Origin of the sequence: Streptomyces misionensis (genome assembly GCF_900104815.1) — a bacterium.
Classification (GTDB): Bacteria; Actinomycetota; Actinomycetes; order Streptomycetales; family Streptomycetaceae; genus Streptomyces; species Streptomyces misionensis.
Genome location: NZ_FNTD01000004.1, coordinates 2,866,556 through 2,883,304, shown reverse-complemented (window position 1 = coordinate 2,883,304; position 16,749 = coordinate 2,866,556). Strand labels below are relative to the sequence as shown.

Genomic DNA, 16,749 nt, shown 5'->3' with positions numbered 1-16,749 from the left:
CGAACGGGTCGGCTTTCCCGGAACGCGGGCTCACAGGCTGATCGTTCATCATTCGTACGCGCGCAGGCCGTTCGCACAAACGCGCCGCGCACCCGGCCGTCCGCGCACTGAGAGGGGGAGACAGCCGCAGTGACCAACATCCCCGAGACCGGTCGGACCCCACGGGTCCAGATCCGGCTCGTCGTGATCCAGATCCTCGTCCTCTCCCTCCTCGGCACGCTCGGCGGCCGACTGTGGTACCTCCAGATCCGGGAGGGCGCCCAGTACCAGAAGGAGGCCTCCGGCAACCACGTCCAGCAGGTCGTCCAGCCCGCCGTGCGCGGCGAGATCCTGGACGCCCGCGGCGTCCCCCTCGCGGACAACGAGACGCGTCTGGTGGTCTCCGCCTCCCGCACCGACCTGCTCAAGCAGAAGGACGACGGCAAGGCGGTCCTGACCAAGCTGGCCGGGGTCCTCGGCATGAGCCCCGAGGACGTCATGCAGAAGGTCCGCCTCTGCGACGCCAAGACCCCCCAGCCGTGCTGGAACGGCTCGCCCTACCAGCCGATCCCGATCACCGACGAGGCCACGCCCCGGCAGGCCCTCCAGATCCGCGAGCGCTCCGAGGACTTCCCCGGCATCACCGCCGAGCCCGAGGCCGTGCGCCGCTACCCGGGCCCCGGCAAGTCCAACACCGCCCAGGTCCTCGGCTACCTCTCGCCGGTCACCGACGACGAGATCCAGAAGGCCAAGAACACCAGCTCGCCCTATCTGCGCTCGGACATGGTCGGCCGCTCCGGCCTGGAGCGGGAGTACGACAAGGAACTGCGCGGCAAGGCCGGCGTGACCCGCTACGAGGTGGACAACCTCGGCCGGGTCATCGGCAAGGCCAAGGCGGACGCCGCCCAGCCCGGTTCGAACCTGGTGACCAGCATCGACTCCCGCGTCCAGCGCGTCGCGGAGTACGAACTGGACAAGGCGATGAAGGCCGCCCGCCAGCAGTACGACTCCATCACCGGCGAGAACTACAAGGCCGACTCCGGTGCCGTCGTGGTGATGGAGGCCAAGACCGGCCGCGTCGTCGCCATGGCCTCGGCCCCCACCTACGACCCGAACGTCTGGGTGGGCGGCATCTCCGCCAAGGACTACAAGGCCCTCACCGGCAAGAACTCCGACTACCCGCTGCTCAACCGGGCCATACAGGGTCAGGCGGCGCCCGGCTCGACCTTCAAGGTGATCTCCACGGCCGCCGCGGTCCAGGCGGGCTACGCGTGGGACGGCGGCTACCCGTGCACCAGCGACTACCGGGTGGGCAACCAGGTCTTCAAGAACTTCGAGGGCGAGAACTTCGGCGACATCTCGCTGGGCCGCGCCCTGGAGGTCTCCTGCGACACCGTCTTCTACGGGCTCGCCGACCGGGAGTGGAAGAAGGACGGCGGCATCAACCCCAAGAAGGGGCAGCCGAAGGACTACTTCTTCAAGACCGCCCACCAGTTCGGCCTCGGCAAGCCGACCGGCGTCGACCTGCCCAACGAGCTGGGCGGCCGCGTCCCCGACCGCCAGTGGAAGCAGGACTACTGGGAGGCCAACAAGGACTCCTGGTGCAAGACCGGCAAGAAGGACGGCAGCTACGTCGAGAAGATCGCCTACGAGAACTGCCTCGAAGGCAACAAGATGCGCGAGGGTGACGAGATCAACTACTCCATCGGCCAGGGCGACACCCTCGTCACGCCGATCCAGGAGGCCATGATCTACGGTGCCGTCGCCAACGGCGGCACCGAGTACGTCCCGACCATCGGCAAGGCGATCGTCAGCCCCGACGGCAAGACCGTGCAGGAGATCAAGCCCAAGGTGCAGCGCAAGCTGCCGGTCACCCAGGCCACCCTCAAGGGCATGGACGACGCCTTCGCGGGCGTCATCACCCGCGGTACCGCGGCCTGGAAGTTCAGCGGCTGGCCCCAGGACAAGATCCCGCTGCACGGCAAGACCGGTACCGCGGAGGTCTACGGCAAGCAGACCACCTCCTGGATGGCCACCTACTCCAAGGACTACACGGTGATCATGACGATCGCCCAGGCCGGTACCGGTTCCGGCGCCTCCGGTGAGGCCGTGCGCAACATCTACAGCGCGCTCTACGGCGTCCAGGGCGACGGCTCCATCGACAACAAGAAGGCGCTGCTGCCCCAGCCGCAGGCGAGCCTGCCCAAGGTCCGCACGGACGGCACCATCGTCGCCCCGCCGGTCCCGAAGGACGCGGCGAAGGACACCGAGGCCGCCCAGAAGAACAACCCGAGCAACGGCGGCGACCAGCAGCCCGCCACCACCGCCCCGACCGACAACGCCAACCGCAACACCCGAAGGCGGCCACGCCGGAAGCGGGGGAGCCGGAGGATGCCCTCATGACCGGCGTGAACAGCTTCTCCGTCTCCGGGTACGGCCCCGAGCGCGCCGGCTGGACGAGGATCTTCGCCCGCGACTCCGTGACCCGCCGCCTCGACTGGCCCATGATGCTGGCCGCCCTCGCGCTGTCGCTGCTGGGCTCGCTGCTGGTCTTCTCGGCGACCCGCAACCGCACCGAGATCAACCAGGGAGACCCGTACTTCTTCCTGGAACGCCACCTGATCAACCTGGGCATCGGCGTCGCCCTGATGATCGGCACCCTCTGGCTGGGCCACCGCGCCCTGCGCAACGCGGTGCCGATCCTCTACGGCGCCTCCGTCATGCTCGCCCTGGTGGTGCTCACCCCGCTCGGCGCCACCATCAACGGCCAGCGCAACTGGATCGTGATCGGCGGCTTCTCCGTCCAGCCCGCCGAGTTCCTCAAGATCGCGATCATCCTCGGCATGGCGATGCTGCTGTCCGCGCGGGTGGACGCGGGCGACAAGCCGTTCCCCGACCACCGCACGGTGGCGCAGTCCCTCGGCCTCGCGGCCGTACCGTGCATGATCCTGCTGCTGATGCCCGACCTCGGCTCGGTGCTGGCGATGGTGGCCATCATCCTGGGCGTACTGCTCGCCTCGGGCGCCTCCAACCGCTGGGTCTTCGGCCTGCTCGCCACCGGTGTGATCGGCTGCGTCGCCATCTGGCAGCTGCACATCCTGGACCAGTACCAGATCAACCGCTTCGCGGCCTTCGCCAACCCCGACCTGGACCCGGCCGGCGTCGGCTACAACACCAACCAGGCCCGGATCGCCATCGGCTCCGGCGGGCTGACCGGCGCCGGGCTCTTCCACGGCTCGCAGACCACCGGCCAGTTCGTGCCCGAACAGCAGACCGACTTCGTGTTCACGGTCGCGGGCGAGGAACTGGGCTTCCTCGGCGCCGGGTTCATCATCTTCCTGATCGGCGTCATCCTGTGGCGGGCCTGCCGGATCGCCCGGGACTCGACGGAGCTGTACGGGACGATCGTCGCCGCGGGCATCGTGGCCTGGTTCGCCTTCCAGGCGTTCGAGAACATCGGCATGACCCTCGGCATCATGCCGGTCACCGGTCTGCCACTGCCGTTCGTCTCGTACGGAGGCTCCTCGATGTTCGCGGTCTGGGTGGCGGTCGGCCTGTTGCAGTCGATCAAGGTGCAACGGCCCATGTCGGCGTGAGAAAGCTGCCGTCCCGGGCGGAAGCCCACTAGATTCGGTTCATGGCGCAGTCGCAACGCGAGATCGAGCGCAAGTACGAAGCCGAGGACGGCGGGCTGCCCGACCTGACCGGCGTCGCCGGGGTGGCGGCCGTCCTCGACCAGGGCCTGACGGAGCTGGACGCCACCTACTACGACACCGCCGACCAGCGCCTCGCCGCCGCCTCGATCACCCTGCGCCGCCGCACCGGGGGCGCGGACGCAGGCTGGCACCTCAAGCTCCCGGTCGCCCCGGACGTCCGCGACGAGATCCGGGCCCCGCTGGCCGACACCCTCCCCGCCGAACTCGCCGTCCTGGTCCGCTCCCGGGTCCGCGGCGCCGAACTGGTCCCGCTGGTCCGGCTGCGCACCGCCCGCGCCGTCCGCCACCTGGTGGACGCGGACGGCGCCCTGCTGGCCGAGGCGAGCGTCGACGCCGTGACCGCCGAGCGGCTCACCGCCGGGGGCGGCACCGCCGAATGGACCGAGATCGAGCTGGAACTGGCCGACGGGGGAGACCCGAAAATCCTCGACCGGCTGGAGAAGCGGCTGGTCAAGGCGGGCGTGCGGCCCTCCGCCGCACCGTCCAAGCTCGCCCGCGCGCTGGCCCGGACCGGAGCCCGCCGCAAACCCGCCGTACCCGCCGAGCCGGTCACCGCGGGCGACCACGTCCTCGCCTACCTCCGCGCCCAGCGGGACGAGCTGGTCGCGCTCGACCCCGCCGTCCGCCTGGACACCCCCGACGCCGTGCACCGGATGCGCGTCGCCACCCGCCGCGCCCGCGGCACCCTGCGCACCTTCCGCCGCGTCCTCGACCGCGCCGCCACCGACCCGGTCGCCGCCGAACTGAAATGGCTCGCGGGCGAACTGGGCGTCGACCGCGACCAGGAGGTGCTGGCCGACCGCCTCACCACCGCCCTGGACGCCCTCCCGGCCGCCCTGGCCACCGGCCCGGCCCACGACCGCGTCACGGCCTGGGCGCAGACCCGGCGGAGCGGCGCCCACGGCCATCTCACCGGCGTCCTCGACTCCCCGCGCCACCTCGCCCTGCTGAACTCCCTCGACGCCCTCCTCGCCGACCCGCCGCTGCGCGAGGCCGCCGCGCGCAAACCCCGCAAGGTGCTCGGCAAGGCCGTGCGCAAGGACCTGGCACGGCTCACCACGCGCGTCGAGCGGGCGCTGCGCCTGCCCCCGGGCGAGGAGCGCGACCTTGCCCTGCACGAGGCCCGCAAGAAGGCCAAGCGCGCCCGCTACGCCGCCGAGGCCGCCACCCCCGCCCTCGGCACCCCGGCCGCCGAGCTCACCGCCGCCATGAAGACCCTGACCACCCTGCTCGGCGAGCACCAGGACAGCGTGATGGCCCGCAGGACCCTGCGCGAGCTGGCCGCGGTGGCCCACGCGGCGGGGGAGAGCGCGTTCCCGTACGGGGTGCTCCACGGCCTGGAGGAGGCCCGTGCGGCGGCCGCGGAGGCCGAGCTGCCCGGCCGCTGGCGGGCGGCCGGTGCCCGCTTCCCCCGCTGACCGTTCGGAGGAACCCCTCGGGCGGGTTACGCTGGATGGTCACCCCTGTCAGCTCATGAAGGTTCGCGAGATGCCTGTCGAGTCGGTTTTCCCGCAGCTCGAAGCTCTGCTCCCGCACGTGCAGAAGCCCATCCAGTACGTGGGTGGAGAACTCAACTCCACCGTCAAGAACTGGGACGAGTGCGACGTCCGCTGGGCGCTCATGTACCCGGACGCTTACGAGGTCGGCCTGCCCAACCAGGGCGTCATGATCCTCTACGAGGTGCTCAACGAGCAGGAGGGCGTGCTCGCCGAGCGCACCTACAGCGTCTGGCCGGACCTGGAGGCGCTGATGCGCGAGCATCGCGTCCCGCAGTTCACGGTCGACAGCCACCGACCGGTGAAGGCCTTCGACGTGTTCGGGCTGAGCTTCTCCACGGAGCTGGGCTACACCAACATGCTCGCCGCGCTGGACCTGGCCGGCATTCCGCTGGAGTCCCGGGACCGCACCGACGAGGACCCGATCGTCCTGGCCGGCGGCCACGCCGCGTTCAACCCGGAGCCGATCGCCGACTTCATCGACGCGGCGGTCATCGGCGACGGCGAACAGGCCGTCCTGGACATGACCCGGATCATCCGCGAGTGGAAGGCCGAGGGCCGCCCCGGCGGCCGCGAGGAGGTCCTCTTCCGGCTGGCGAAGACCGGCGGGGTCTACGTCCCGGCGTTCTACGACGTCGAGTACCTGCCCGACGGCCGTATCGCCCGCGTCGTCCCCAACAAGTCGGGCGTGCCGTGGCGGGTGTCCAAGCACACCGTCATGGACCTGGACGAGTGGCCGTACCCGAAGCAGCCGCTGGTCCCGCTGGCCGAGACGGTCCACGAGCGGATGTCGGTGGAGATCTTCCGCGGCTGCACCCGCGGCTGCCGCTTCTGCCAGGCGGGCATGATCACCCGCCCGGTGCGCGAGCGCTCCATCACCGGCATCGGCGACATGGTCGACAAGGGCCTGAAGGCCACCGGCTTCGAAGAGGTCGGCCTGCTCTCGCTGTCCTCCGCGGACCACTCGGAGATCGGCGACATCGCCAAGGGCCTGGCGGACCGCTACACGGACGACAAGATCGGCCTGTCGCTGCCGTCCACCCGCGTGGACGCCTTCAACGTCGACCTGGCCAACGAGCTGACCCGCAACGGCCGCCGCTCCGGTCTGACGTTCGCCCCCGAGGGCGGCTCCGAGCGCATGCGCAAGGTCATCAACAAGATGGTCTCGGAGGACGACCTCATCCGCACCGTGGCGACGGCCTACGGCAACGGCTGGCGCCAGGTGAAGCTGTACTTCATGTGCGGCCTGCCCACGGAGACCGACGAGGACGTCCTGCAGATCGCCGACATGGCGACGCACGTCATCCAGAAGGGCCGCGAGGTCTCGGGCTCCAACGACATCCGCTGCACGGTCTCCATCGGCGGCTTCGTGCCCAAGCCGCACACGCCCTTCCAGTGGGCCCCGCAGCTGTCGGCGGAGGAGACGGACGCGCGCCTGGAGAAGCTGCGCGACAAGATCCGCGGCGACAAGAAGTACGGCCGCTCCATCGGCTTCCGCTACCACGACGGCAAGCCGGGCATCGTCGAGGGCCTGCTGTCCCGCGGCGACCGCCGGGTGGGCGACGTCATCCGCGCCGTCTACGAGGACGGCGGCCGCTTCGACGGCTGGCGCGAGCACTTCTCCTACGACCGCTGGATGGCCTGCGCCGACAAGGCCCTGGCCGATCACGGCGTGGACGTCGACTGGTACACCACCCGCGAGCGCACCTACGAGGAGGTCCTGCCCTGGGACCATCTCGACTCCGGCCTGGACAAGGACTGGCTCTGGGAGGACTGGCAGGACGCCCTCGACGAGACCGAGGTCGAGGACTGCCGCTGGACCCCGTGCTTCGACTGCGGCGTCTGCCCGCAGATGGACACCCACATCCAGATCGGCCCGACGGGCAGGAAGCTGCTGCCCCTGACCGTGAAGAACGCGGGCCCGGCGCCGGCTTCGAGCGGGCACGCGCACTGACGACCGGTGAGGGCGGGGCCGCTCGGCCCCGCCCTTCGGAGTGTGCGGGTCAGTCCAGGTCGGCCTGCCACAGGTCGGGGCCGCCTGCCGGAGAAGCGGGAACCGGCTCTCCTCGAGATCGGCGTGCAGCACCGTGATCGACAGTCCGGACTCGGCCGCCGCCAGGTGGGACAGCATCCCCGCCAGGGGGAGACGCCGATGCCCGCGCCGGCGAAGACCACCGGGCACCCGGCGTCGTCGAGCACGACGTCGCCGTACGGCAGGGACAGCGACACCGTGTCGCCCACCCCCACGGAGTCGTGGAGCAAGCTGCGCCGCCCCTGGTACCCATGGCGGCCCCACCCGGCACGTCCGCCCCGGGACGCCCGCGCGGTGTCGGGGCGCGGCGGCCTCAGTCGTCCGCCGGGGGGCCGGGGCGCCGCAGGGTGCGGCGGGCCGTGCGCCAGCGCGAACGCGCCTGGCCGACCATGGCGTCCCACTGGCGGCGCACCTCGTCGTCGGGGGTGCGCTCGCCGTGGCCGATGCGGGTGAGTTCGTCGCGGATCTCGCGGCCCGCCACGGCGGAGCCGACGATGCACAGCATCACCGCGAACAGCGCGGAGATCATCGCGAAGACGGCGCCGACGACGCCGTAGCGCTGGGCGGAGGTGTTGAACAGGAGGGGGAGGTAGAGGGACGCGCCCACCGAGTAGACCGCGATGGCCACGGCGCCGGTGACGCCGAACGGGACCAGGTCCCGCCAGGCGACGCGGTGCGCGGACAGCAGGACGCCGCTCCAGACCAGGAAGACGGCGGTGACCGGCAGTTCGCCGGCCGCGCTGACCAGGTGCGCGCGGCTTTCCCCCGGCAGGGCCTGGACCAGGGCGCTGACCACCATGTAGCAGGCGCCCAGCAGGAGCCAGGCCAGGCCGCCGCGGGTGTTGCGGACGCTGAGGGAGCGCAGTTCCCAGGTCTGCTCGAAGAGGCGTTGCAGGGCGCGGGTGAAGCTCAGCGCGGAGACCGCGAGGAACACCGCGCCGACGACGCTCACGTCGGGCTGTCCCTGTCCGGGCGCGAAGAGGGCGTCCACCGCCGCGGCCCCCTCGCCGGTCAGGCCGTAGCGCGTGATCAGCTGCCGGGCGATGTCGTGGGAGCCGATGCTGGTCAGCAGCGTGGCGCCCAGGATCGCCAGCGGGACCAGCGCGGTCAGGGCGCTGGAGGCGAGCGCCATGGACCGGTCGAAGCCCGCGACCCGCTGGAAGCGGGCCAGCACCCGCAGCACGAAGGCAGGACGCAGCCAGAAGGTGAGGGTCCTGAGCAGACGACGGCCGCCGTGCTCCGCGATCGTGCCCTCCGGAGATTGGTCGGAAGGGGGTGAATTGCTCGAAAAGGGCAGGCTGTGAAGGGTATCCGGCCGTCCCGTCCCACCCGTGGCCGACACGGCGGGAACCTCCGGGCGTGACGGCACGTACTCTTGGTAGGAGTACGACCGCTCTCACGAAGGACTAGGACACTGGGCAAGCGACAGCCCGAAGGCCCGCCGCCCGCACCCGCGGTGCAGCGCATCCGACTGCGCTACACCAAGCGCGGCCGCCTGAGGTTCACCAGCCACCGAGACTTCCAGCGCGCCTTCGAGCGTGCGCTGCGCCGCGCCGAGGTGCCCATGGCCTACTCGGCCGGGTTCACGCCGCACCCGAAGGTGTCGTATGCCAATGCCGCACCCACCGGCACGGGCAGTGAGGCGGAGTACCTGGAAATCGCGCTCACCGCGCCGCGCGATCCCGAGAAACTGCGCGTCCTCCTCGACGAGTCGCTGCCCGCCGGGCTCGACGTCGTCGACGCGGTGGAGGCGCACACCTCGGGTCTCGCGGACCGGCTGACGGCCTCCGTCTGGGAGCTCACGCTGGCCGGAGTCGATCCGGCCGACGCCGAGCGCGCGGTCGAGGCCTTCAACGGAGCCGAGACCGTCGAGGTGCAGCGCATGACCAAGAACGGTGTGCGCACCTTCGACGCCCGCCCGGCCGTGGTGAGCCTTCAGGCGCACGGCGCACCGGCTGATGGGCCGATCGACCAGCCCTGTGCGATACTGCGGCTGGTTGTTCGGCACGTGACGCCTGCCGTACGACCCGACGACGTCCTGTCCGGTCTCCGCGCCGTGGCCGACCTGGCGCCGCCGGTCCCCGCAGCGGTGACCAGGCTGGCGCAGGGGCTGTTCGATGAAGAGACCGGCACGGTGACCGACCCGCTCGCGCCCGACCGCGAGGCAGCCACGGCCCTGACGGCCGCACCGGCTGCCGCCGCGACGGCGCCGGTGCCGGAAGGTCCCGCGTAGGACGGACGTCGTAGCGCCGCCCTCGTACTCGGGAGCCACCTGGGTCGGGCAGCGCACCGACCAGAAGACTTTCGCCAGGCCGTACCGACAAGGCGTACGGAACCGGCGAGACAGGACACAGAGTGCTCCCGTGCGGCGCCCGCGCCCCGGACGGCGGCCATCGCGCATCGCGCGGGCCGCGGACGTCAACGGCGGACGGCCCCTGAGGCCGATGCCGGACCGGGTGCGGCGCCCGGGAGCCTGACGGGAGAAACGCCCGCATGCTCGAACCGACCGAACCCAACGAGGGTTCCGAACCGAACACTCCGAGCGACACCCTGCCGCCGCGCAGGCGTCGCCGTGCCGCCTCCCGCCCGGCGGGTCCGCCCGTCGCGGCGGAGGCGCCCGCGGAGGTCACCGTCCCGGCCATACCGGCCGCCGAGACGGACGAACCGGCCGAGGCCGAGGAGACCGCCGCCGAGGCCGCCGCCCCGGCCGAGGAGGCACCGGCCGCGCGTCCGCGCCGTCGCGCCACCCGCCGTGCGTCCGCGCCCGCCGGGGCGCCCGCGTCCGGCGAGGAGGCACCGGCCGCCGAGACCGTCGCGCCGGCCGCGTCCGCGGCCGTCGCCGAGGGCGGCGAGGTCGTCGTCGGCGAGGAGGCCGCACCGCGCCGCACCCGCCGCCGGGCCACGCGCAGTGTCGCCACGCCCACCGCCGCGGCCGGGGAAGCCGACACCGCGACCCCCGCCGAGACCGAGACCGAGACCCCCGCCGAGACCGAGGCGCCCGCCGCCCGGCCGCGTCGCCGGGCCACCCGCCGGGCCTCCGCGGCCGCCGAGGCGCCCGCCGTGACCGAGGCCGCCGAGACCGCGGCGCCGGCCGTCGCCGAGGCCCCCGCCCGGCAGACGGAGGAGGCCGAGGCGCCCGCCGCCCGGCCGCGCCGCCGCGCGTCGCGCCGCGCGTCCGCCCCCACCGGGGCGCCCGCCGCGGCCGAGGTCGTCGAGACCGTCGTGCCGGCCGCCGCCGAGGAGGCCCGGGAGACGGCGCAGGAGCCGGAGACGGCCGAGGCCGCTCCCACCGCCCGCCCGCGTCGCCGGGCCACCCGTCGGGCCTCCGCGCCCGCCGGTGCGCCCGCCGAGACCGCCGAGGCCACCGAGGCCACCGAGACGGTGGTCCGGGTCACGGTCGAGGACGCGCCCGCCGAGGACGCTCAGGAGCAGGCCGTCGAGGAGACGGAGGAGGCGGCCCCCGCCCCCCGTGCCCGTCGTCGCGCCACCCGCCGCGCCTCCGCCCCCGCCGGTGCGCCGAAGGCCGCCGAGGGCGCCGTGCCGGAGGCCCCCGCCGCGGCGGAGGTCCCCGCCGTCGCCGAGGCGTCCGCCGAGGACGAGTCCGCCGAGGACGCCGCGCCGCGCCGCACCCGTCGCCGCGCCACCCGCCGGGTCTCCGCGCCCGAGAGCACCCCCGCTGCCGAGGCCGCGCAGACCCCGGAGGTTCCCGTCACCACGCACACCACCGCGCCCGCCCCGGCCGCCGAGGCCGTCCCGGCCGCCGCCGAGGCCACGCAGTCCGCCGAGAGCGCCGCGCCGCGCCGCGCCCGGCGCCGGGCCGTGCGCCCCGCGTCCGGCTTCTCCGCGCCCGCCCGGAAGGCCGCCGAGAACGAGGCGGACGGCCCGCGCCGGCCCGCCGGTCCCGCCGTCGCCGTCTTCCAGCCGCCGGTGTTCGCCGAGCCGCGCTTCCAGACCCCGGAGCGCGCCGCGGCCGAGGCCGCCGCGGAGGCCGCCGGGGCGGAGGAGCCCGAGGAGCACGCCGAGCAGCAGGTCGAGGAGCAGGTCGAGGAGCGCCCCGAGGAGCGCGCGGAGGCCGGTTCGCGCCGTCGCCGTCGCCGCCGTGCCGAGCGCCTTGAGGAGGCCCCGGTCGCCGAGGCCGCCGAGGACGAGGACGCCGAGGAGGCGGAGGGCGCCGAGGACGAGGACACCGAGGGCGCCGAGGGCTTCGAGGAGTCCTCCTCGCGCCGTCGTCGCCGCCGGGGCGGCCGTCGCCGTCGCCGCGGGGACGCCGCCGAGGGCGAGGGTGCCGACGGCGAGGACGAGGAACTGGCCGCCGAGCAGGCCGCGCAGGACGCCGAGGACACCGCCGAGCAGGAGGAAGAGGACGTCGAGGAACTGCGTGGCGAGGACTCCGGCGGCTCCAGCGCCGGCAGCCGCCGTCGCCGTCGTCGTCGCCGCCGCGCCGGTGACTCCGCCGTCGACGCCGAGCCGTCCGCCGACGACCCGGAGCGCACGGTCGTCAAGGTCCGCGAGCCGCGCAAGCAGAGCGAGCCGTCCGACGAGGTGCAGTCCATCAAGGGCTCGACCCGGCTGGAGGCGAAGAAGCAGCGCCGCCGCGAGGGCCGCGAGCAGGGCCGCCGCCGCGTCCCGATCATCACGGAGGCCGAGTTCCTGGCCCGCCGCGAGGCCGTCGAGCGGGTGATGGTCGTGCGCCAGCACGGCGAGCGCACCCAGATCGGCGTCCTCGAGGACAACGTGCTCGTGGAGCACTACGTCAACAAGGAGCAGTCGACCTCGTACGTCGGCAACGTCTACCTCGGCAAGGTGCAGAACGTGCTGCCGTCGATGGAGGCCGCCTTCATCGACATCGGCAAGGGCCGCAACGCGGTGCTGTACGCCGGTGAGGTCAACTTCGAGGCGCTGGGCATGGGGGGCGGCCCGCGGCGCATCGAGTCCGCCCTCAAGTCCGGGCAGTCCGTGCTCGTCCAGGTCACCAAGGACCCGATCGGGCACAAGGGCGCGCGTCTGACCAGCCAGGTCTCCCTGCCGGGCCGCTACCTCGTGTACGTGCCCGAGGGTTCCATGACCGGCATCAGCCGCAAGCTGCCCGACACCGAGCGGGCCCGGCTGAAGACCATCCTCAAGAAGATCGTCCCCGAGGACGCGGGCGTCATCGTGCGCACCGCCGCCGAGGGCGCGAGCGAGGACGAGCTGCGCCGGGACGTCGAGCGGCTCCAGGCGCAGTGGGAGGAGATCCAGAAGAAGGCCAAGAGCGGCAACGCGCCGACGCTGCTGTACGGCGAGCCGGACATGACCGTCCGGGTCGTGCGCGACATCTTCAACGAGGACTTCTCCAAGGTCATCGTCAGCGGTGACGAGGCCTGGTCGACGATCCACGGGTACGTCTCGCACGTCGCGCCGGACCTGGCGGGCCGGCTGTCCAAGTGGACCTCCGAGGTCGACGTCTTCGCCACCTACCGGATCGACGAGCAGCTCGCCAAGGCCCTGGACCGCAAGGTCTGGCTGCCCAGCGGCGGTTCGCTGGTGATCGACCGGACCGAGGCGATGGTCGTCATCGACGTCAACACCGGCAAGTTCACCGGCCAGGGCGGCAACCTGGAGGAGACGGTCACCAGGAACAACCTGGAGGCGGCCGAGGAGATCGTGCGCCAGCTGCGGCTGCGCGACCTCGGCGGCATCATCGTGATCGACTTCATCGACATGGTCCTGGAGTCCAACCGCGACCTGGTGCTGCGCCGCCTGCTGGAGTGCCTGGGCCGCGACCGCACGAAGCACCAGGTGGCCGAGGTGACCTCGCTGGGCCTGGTGCAGATGACCCGCAAGCGGGTCGGCCAGGGCCTGCTGGAGTCCTTCTCCGAGACCTGTGTCCACTGCAACGGCCGTGGTGTCATCGTCCACCTGGAGCAGCCCGGCTCCGGCGGTGGCGGCGGCAAGCGCAAGAAGCGCGGCAAGGGCGGCGAGGCGCCCGAGCCGCACGTGCACGAGACCGCCGCGGTCGTCGTGGAGAGCGGCGAGGCCGTCGAGCCGGAGATCGAGACGGCCGCCGAGGTGGCCGCCGAGGCCGCCGAGCCGGTCGCCCTCCCGGCGCCCGAGTTCGCGCCGGACGAGGAGCTGTACAGCAGCGTCGCCGAGGCGGAGGCGGCGGCCGGCCGCGGCCGTACCCGCCGCCGGGCGAGCCGCCGCGCGTCGGCCCCGGCGGGTGCGCCGAAGGCCGAGAAGGCTCCCGCGAAGGCCGCGAGGGCCGCCGAGGCCGAGCGGGCCGTGGCGCCGACCGCCCAGGACGTCACCGCCGAGGAGGCGGCGGCGCGCCCGGTGCGGCCCGAGCCTGCCGAGCAGGCCCTGGCCGAGCCGGTGGCCGCCGAGGACCAGGTGGTCCCGGCGCCGCAGGCCGAGGCCGCCCCGGCCGCCGACGAGGCCGCGCCGAAGGGGCGCACGCGCCGTCGGGCGACCCGGAAGGTGTCCGCGCCGGCCGGTTCCCCCGCGGGTGCCGAGGCCGCCGCTGCCGTGGTGACCGTCGCCGAGACCGCTCCCGCGGCCCCGGAGCCCGCGGCCCCGGTCGAGGAGGCGCCGGCGCCCGCCGAGAGCGCCGCCCCGGCCCGTCCGCGCCGCCGTGCCGTGCGGCAGGCCGCCGCGCCGACCGCGCCCGAGGAGGCGGCCGTCGTGGTCGTCCCGTCGGCCGCGTCGGAGACGGCCGAGGCGCCCGTCGAGGCCCCCGCCGAGGAAGCCCCGGCGCCGGCCAAGAAGACCGCCCGCAAGACGGCCAAGAAGGCCACGGCGAAGAAGGCGGCCACCAAGAAGACGGCGGCCAAGAAGACCGCCGCCAAGAAGACGACGGCCAAGAAGGCGGCCAAGACCGCCAAGACGGCCGCCGCGAAGAAGTCGACGGCGAAGAAGACCACCACGGTCTCCGCCGGCGACGAGGGCTGACGCCCGGGGTGTGCGGCCGGTCCACGTGACCGGCCGCACACCCGCGGGGCCCGGTTTGATTTTGTCGGCCATGGCCCCGTAACCTTGACCGTCGGCGTGTCACTGAGCACGCCACATCCCCGTAAACCTCTTCCTCCCGGACGCACGGCCGACCGGGAGAGGTCGCTCGTGTTGTTACCGGGCGGCTGGCCTGCGGGGGTGCCGTTTCTTCGAGCGAAAGAGAGATCCGCGTGTACGCCATCGTGCGCAGCGGTGGTCGCCAGCACAAGGTTGCTGTCGGCGACATCGTTGAGGTTGACAAGATTTCCACTGCCAAGGTGGGCGACACGGTCGAGCTCTCGACCCTGCTCGTCGTCGACGGCGACTCCGTGACCAGCGACCCGTGGGTGCTGGCCGGCATCAAGGTCCAGGCCGAGGTCGTGGACCACCACAAGGGCCAGAAGATCGACATTCTGCGCTACAAGAACAAGACCGGCTACCGCCGTCGGCAGGGCCACCGCCAGCAGTACACGGCGATCAAGGTCACGTCGATCCCCGCAGCTGCGAAGTAAGGGACTGAGGAGACATGGCACACAAGAAGGGCGCATCGTCCACCCGGAACGGTCGCGACTCCAACGCCCAGCGGCTCGGCGTGAAGCGCTTCGGCGGTCAGGTCGTGAACGCTGGTGAGATCCTGGTCCGCCAGCGCGGCACCCACTTCCACCCCGGCGCCGGCGTCGGCCGTGGCGGCGACGACACGCTGTTCGCCCTGCAGGCCGGTGCGGTGGAGTTCGGTACCCACCGTGGCCGCAAGGTCGTGAACATCGTTCCGGTCGCCTGAATCAGCTGATTCGGCACCGAACGCACGCGAGGCGGACCTCACTTCCCGGTCGGGAAGGCGGGTCCGCCTTCGCGCGTTAGTACCTGGAAACACCCGTACTTTTCTGGAGGCACCGAACCATGACCACCTTCGTGGACCGCGTCGAACTGCACGTCGCCGCGGGTAACGGAGGCCACGGCTGTGCCTCCGTCCACCGTGAGAAGTTCAAGCCGCTGGGCGGCCCGGACGGCGGCAACGGCGGCCGTGGCGGTGACGTCGTCCTCATGGTGGACCAGTCGGTCACCACGCTGCTGGACTACCACCACTCCCCGCACCGCAAGGCCACCAACGGCAAGCCCGGCGAGGGCGGCAACCGCTCCGGCAAGGACGGCGAGGACCTGATCCTGCCGGTGCCGGACGGGACCGTCGTGCTGGACAAGGCGGGCAACGTGCTCGCCGACCTGGTCGGGCACGGGACGTCGTACGTCGCCGCGCAGGGCGGCCGGGGCGGCCTCGGCAACGCGGCGCTGGCCTCGGCCCGCCGCAAGGCGCCCGGCTTCGCGCTGCTCGGCGTGCCCGGCGACGTCCAGGACGTCGTCCTGGAGCTGAAGACGGTCGCCGACGTGGCGCTGGTCGGCTACCCGAGCGCCGGCAAGTCCTCGCTGATCTCGGTGCTGAGCGCGGCCAAGCCGAAGATCGCGGACTACCCGTTCACCACGCTGGTGCCCAACCTCGGTGTGGTCACCGCCGGTTCCACCGTCTACACCATCGCCGACGTGCCGGGTCTGATCCCGGGCGCCAGCCAGGGCAAGGGCCTCGGCCTGGAGTTCCTGCGGCACGTGGAGCGGTGCAGCGTGCTGGTGCACGTCCTGGACACCGCCACCCTGGAGTCCGACCGCGACCCGGTCTCCGACCTCGACATCATCGAGGAGGAGCTGCGGCAGTACGGCGGTCTGGACAACCGGCCCCGGCTCGTCGTCCTGAACAAGGTGGACGTGCCCGACGGCAAGGACCTCGCCGAGATGGTCCGCCCCGACCTGGAGGCCCGCGGCTACCGCGTCTTCGAGGTGTCGGCGGTCGCCCACATCGGACTGCGCGAGCTGTCCTTCGCCCTCGGCGACCTGGTCGGCAAGGCGCGCGCTGCCAAGCCCAAGGAGGAGGCGACCCGGATCGTCATCCGGCCCAAGGCCGTGGACGACGCCGGCTTCACCGTCACCCGCGAGGAGGTCGGCGGCGAGCCGCTGTTCAGGGTGCGCGGTGAGAAGCCCGAGCGCTGGGTGCGCCAGACCGACTTCAACAACGACGAGGCCGTCGGCTACCTCGCCGACCGGCTCAACCGCCTCGGTGTGGAAGAGCAGTTGATGAAGGCGGGCGCCCGGGGCGGCGACGGCGTGGCCATCGGTCCCGAGGAGAACGCGGTCGTCTTCGACTGGGAGCCCTCGGTCATGGCGGGCGCCGAGATGCTCGGCCGCCGCGGCGAGGACCACCGCTTCGACGCGCCCCGGCCCGCGGCCCAGCGCCGCCGGGACAAGGATGCGGAGCGGGACGAGGCGCTGCGCGAGTTCGGCGACTTCGACCCCTTCGAGTGAGAGTGCGGTAACGCACGAGTGCCGGGCGCCTCTTGGGGCGCCCGGCACTCGTGTCCGGGCCGATATCGAATTGCCGCGGATTCTTGATGAATCCGATCTGTGCAGTTACTCACAGCAAATTCACGGAAGTTCACACCGGCCGCGCCGGAATCACCGGGTGTGCAAGGTAAATGACAGGTTGCGATCCCCTGTGCACGGGATGACGCTCACC

The 16,749-nt window shown here is 72.6% G+C and carries 10 protein-coding genes; 9 read left to right on the top strand and 1 reads right to left on the bottom strand.

Translation table 11 applies throughout. From position 1 onward, the window contains the following. The first annotated feature begins 129 nt into the window (after positions 1 to 129). The 4 genes from mrdA (at position 130) to BLW85_RS14745 (ending at position 7,145) form a co-directional block, all read left to right on the top strand. On the top strand, positions 130 to 2,382 hold the full coding sequence (mrdA, locus tag BLW85_RS14760) for a penicillin-binding protein 2 (protein ID WP_070027091.1): 2,253 nt from the start codon (positions 130 to 132) through the stop codon (positions 2,380 to 2,382). Beyond that, positions 2,379 to 3,575, top strand: a complete 1,197-nt coding sequence (rodA, locus tag BLW85_RS14755; RefSeq protein ID WP_070027089.1) for a rod shape-determining protein RodA — start codon at positions 2,379 to 2,381, stop codon at positions 3,573 to 3,575. The genes mrdA and rodA overlap by 4 nt, the downstream gene beginning before the upstream one ends. Before the next feature lie 41 nt (positions 3,576 to 3,616). Further along, a complete protein-coding gene (locus BLW85_RS14750) occupies positions 3,617 to 5,113 on the top strand; it encodes a CYTH and CHAD domain-containing protein (protein WP_074992287.1) in 1,497 nt (498 codons plus the stop codon). Between the two features lie 70 nt (positions 5,114 to 5,183). Then, positions 5,184 to 7,145, top strand: coding sequence for a TIGR03960 family B12-binding radical SAM protein (locus tag BLW85_RS14745; RefSeq protein ID WP_074992286.1), 1,962 nt, complete (start codon positions 5,184 to 5,186; stop codon positions 7,143 to 7,145). Positions 7,146 to 7,536: 391 nt separating this feature from the next. Here BLW85_RS14745 and BLW85_RS14740 read toward each other — a convergent pair whose 3' ends face one another. Next, a complete protein-coding gene (locus BLW85_RS14740; protein ID WP_074992285.1) occupies positions 7,537 to 8,406 on the bottom strand; it encodes a YhjD/YihY/BrkB family envelope integrity protein in 870 nt (289 codons plus the stop codon). Positions 8,407 to 8,679: 273 nt separating this feature from the next. Here BLW85_RS14740 and BLW85_RS14735 point away from each other — a divergent pair, with 273 nt between their 5' ends. The 5 genes from BLW85_RS14735 (at position 8,680) to obgE (ending at position 16,538) form a co-directional block, all read left to right on the top strand. Next, positions 8,680 to 9,456 (top strand): TIGR03936 family radical SAM-associated protein, encoded by a 777-nt coding sequence (locus tag BLW85_RS14735; RefSeq protein ID WP_074992284.1) that lies wholly within the window; start codon positions 8,680 to 8,682, stop codon positions 9,454 to 9,456. A 260-nt stretch (positions 9,457 to 9,716) separates the two neighbouring features. Further along, a complete protein-coding gene (locus BLW85_RS14730; RefSeq protein ID WP_079172337.1) occupies positions 9,717 to 14,150 on the top strand; it encodes an Rne/Rng family ribonuclease in 4,434 nt (1,477 codons plus the stop codon). A 230-nt stretch (positions 14,151 to 14,380) separates the two neighbouring features. Beyond that, positions 14,381 to 14,701 carry a 50S ribosomal protein L21 gene (gene rplU / locus BLW85_RS14725; RefSeq protein ID WP_030653874.1) on the top strand — a complete coding sequence of 107 codons (321 nt, stop codon included), beginning with the start codon at positions 14,381 to 14,383 and terminating at the stop codon, positions 14,699 to 14,701. A gap of 14 nt (positions 14,702 to 14,715) precedes the next feature. Continuing rightward, positions 14,716 to 14,970 carry a 50S ribosomal protein L27 gene (rpmA, locus tag BLW85_RS14720; RefSeq protein ID WP_023550764.1) on the top strand — a complete coding sequence of 85 codons (255 nt, stop codon included), beginning with the start codon at positions 14,716 to 14,718 and terminating at the stop codon, positions 14,968 to 14,970. A gap of 119 nt (positions 14,971 to 15,089) precedes the next feature. Beyond that, a complete protein-coding gene (obgE, locus tag BLW85_RS14715; RefSeq protein ID WP_070027080.1) occupies positions 15,090 to 16,538 on the top strand; it encodes a GTPase ObgE in 1,449 nt (482 codons plus the stop codon). Positions 16,539 to 16,749 lie beyond the last annotated feature (211 nt).

Bases quoted from the DNA above. Each gene is read 5' to 3' on its own strand.
- BLW85_RS14750 (WP_074992287.1), top strand. From the start codon at position 3,617: ATGGCGCAGTCGCAACGCGAGATCGAGCGCAAGTACGAAGCCGAGGAC.
- rodA (WP_070027089.1), top strand. From the start codon at position 2,379: ATGACCGGCGTGAACAGCTTCTCCGTCTCCGGGTACGGCCCCGAGCGC.
- rpmA (WP_023550764.1), top strand. From the start codon at position 14,716: ATGGCACACAAGAAGGGCGCATCGTCCACCCGGAACGGTCGCGACTCC.
- BLW85_RS14745 (WP_074992286.1), top strand. From the start codon at position 5,184: ATGCCTGTCGAGTCGGTTTTCCCGCAGCTCGAAGCTCTGCTCCCGCAC.
- obgE (WP_070027080.1), top strand. From the start codon at position 15,090: ATGACCACCTTCGTGGACCGCGTCGAACTGCACGTCGCCGCGGGTAAC.
- BLW85_RS14730 (WP_079172337.1), top strand. From the start codon at position 9,717: ATGCTCGAACCGACCGAACCCAACGAGGGTTCCGAACCGAACACTCCG.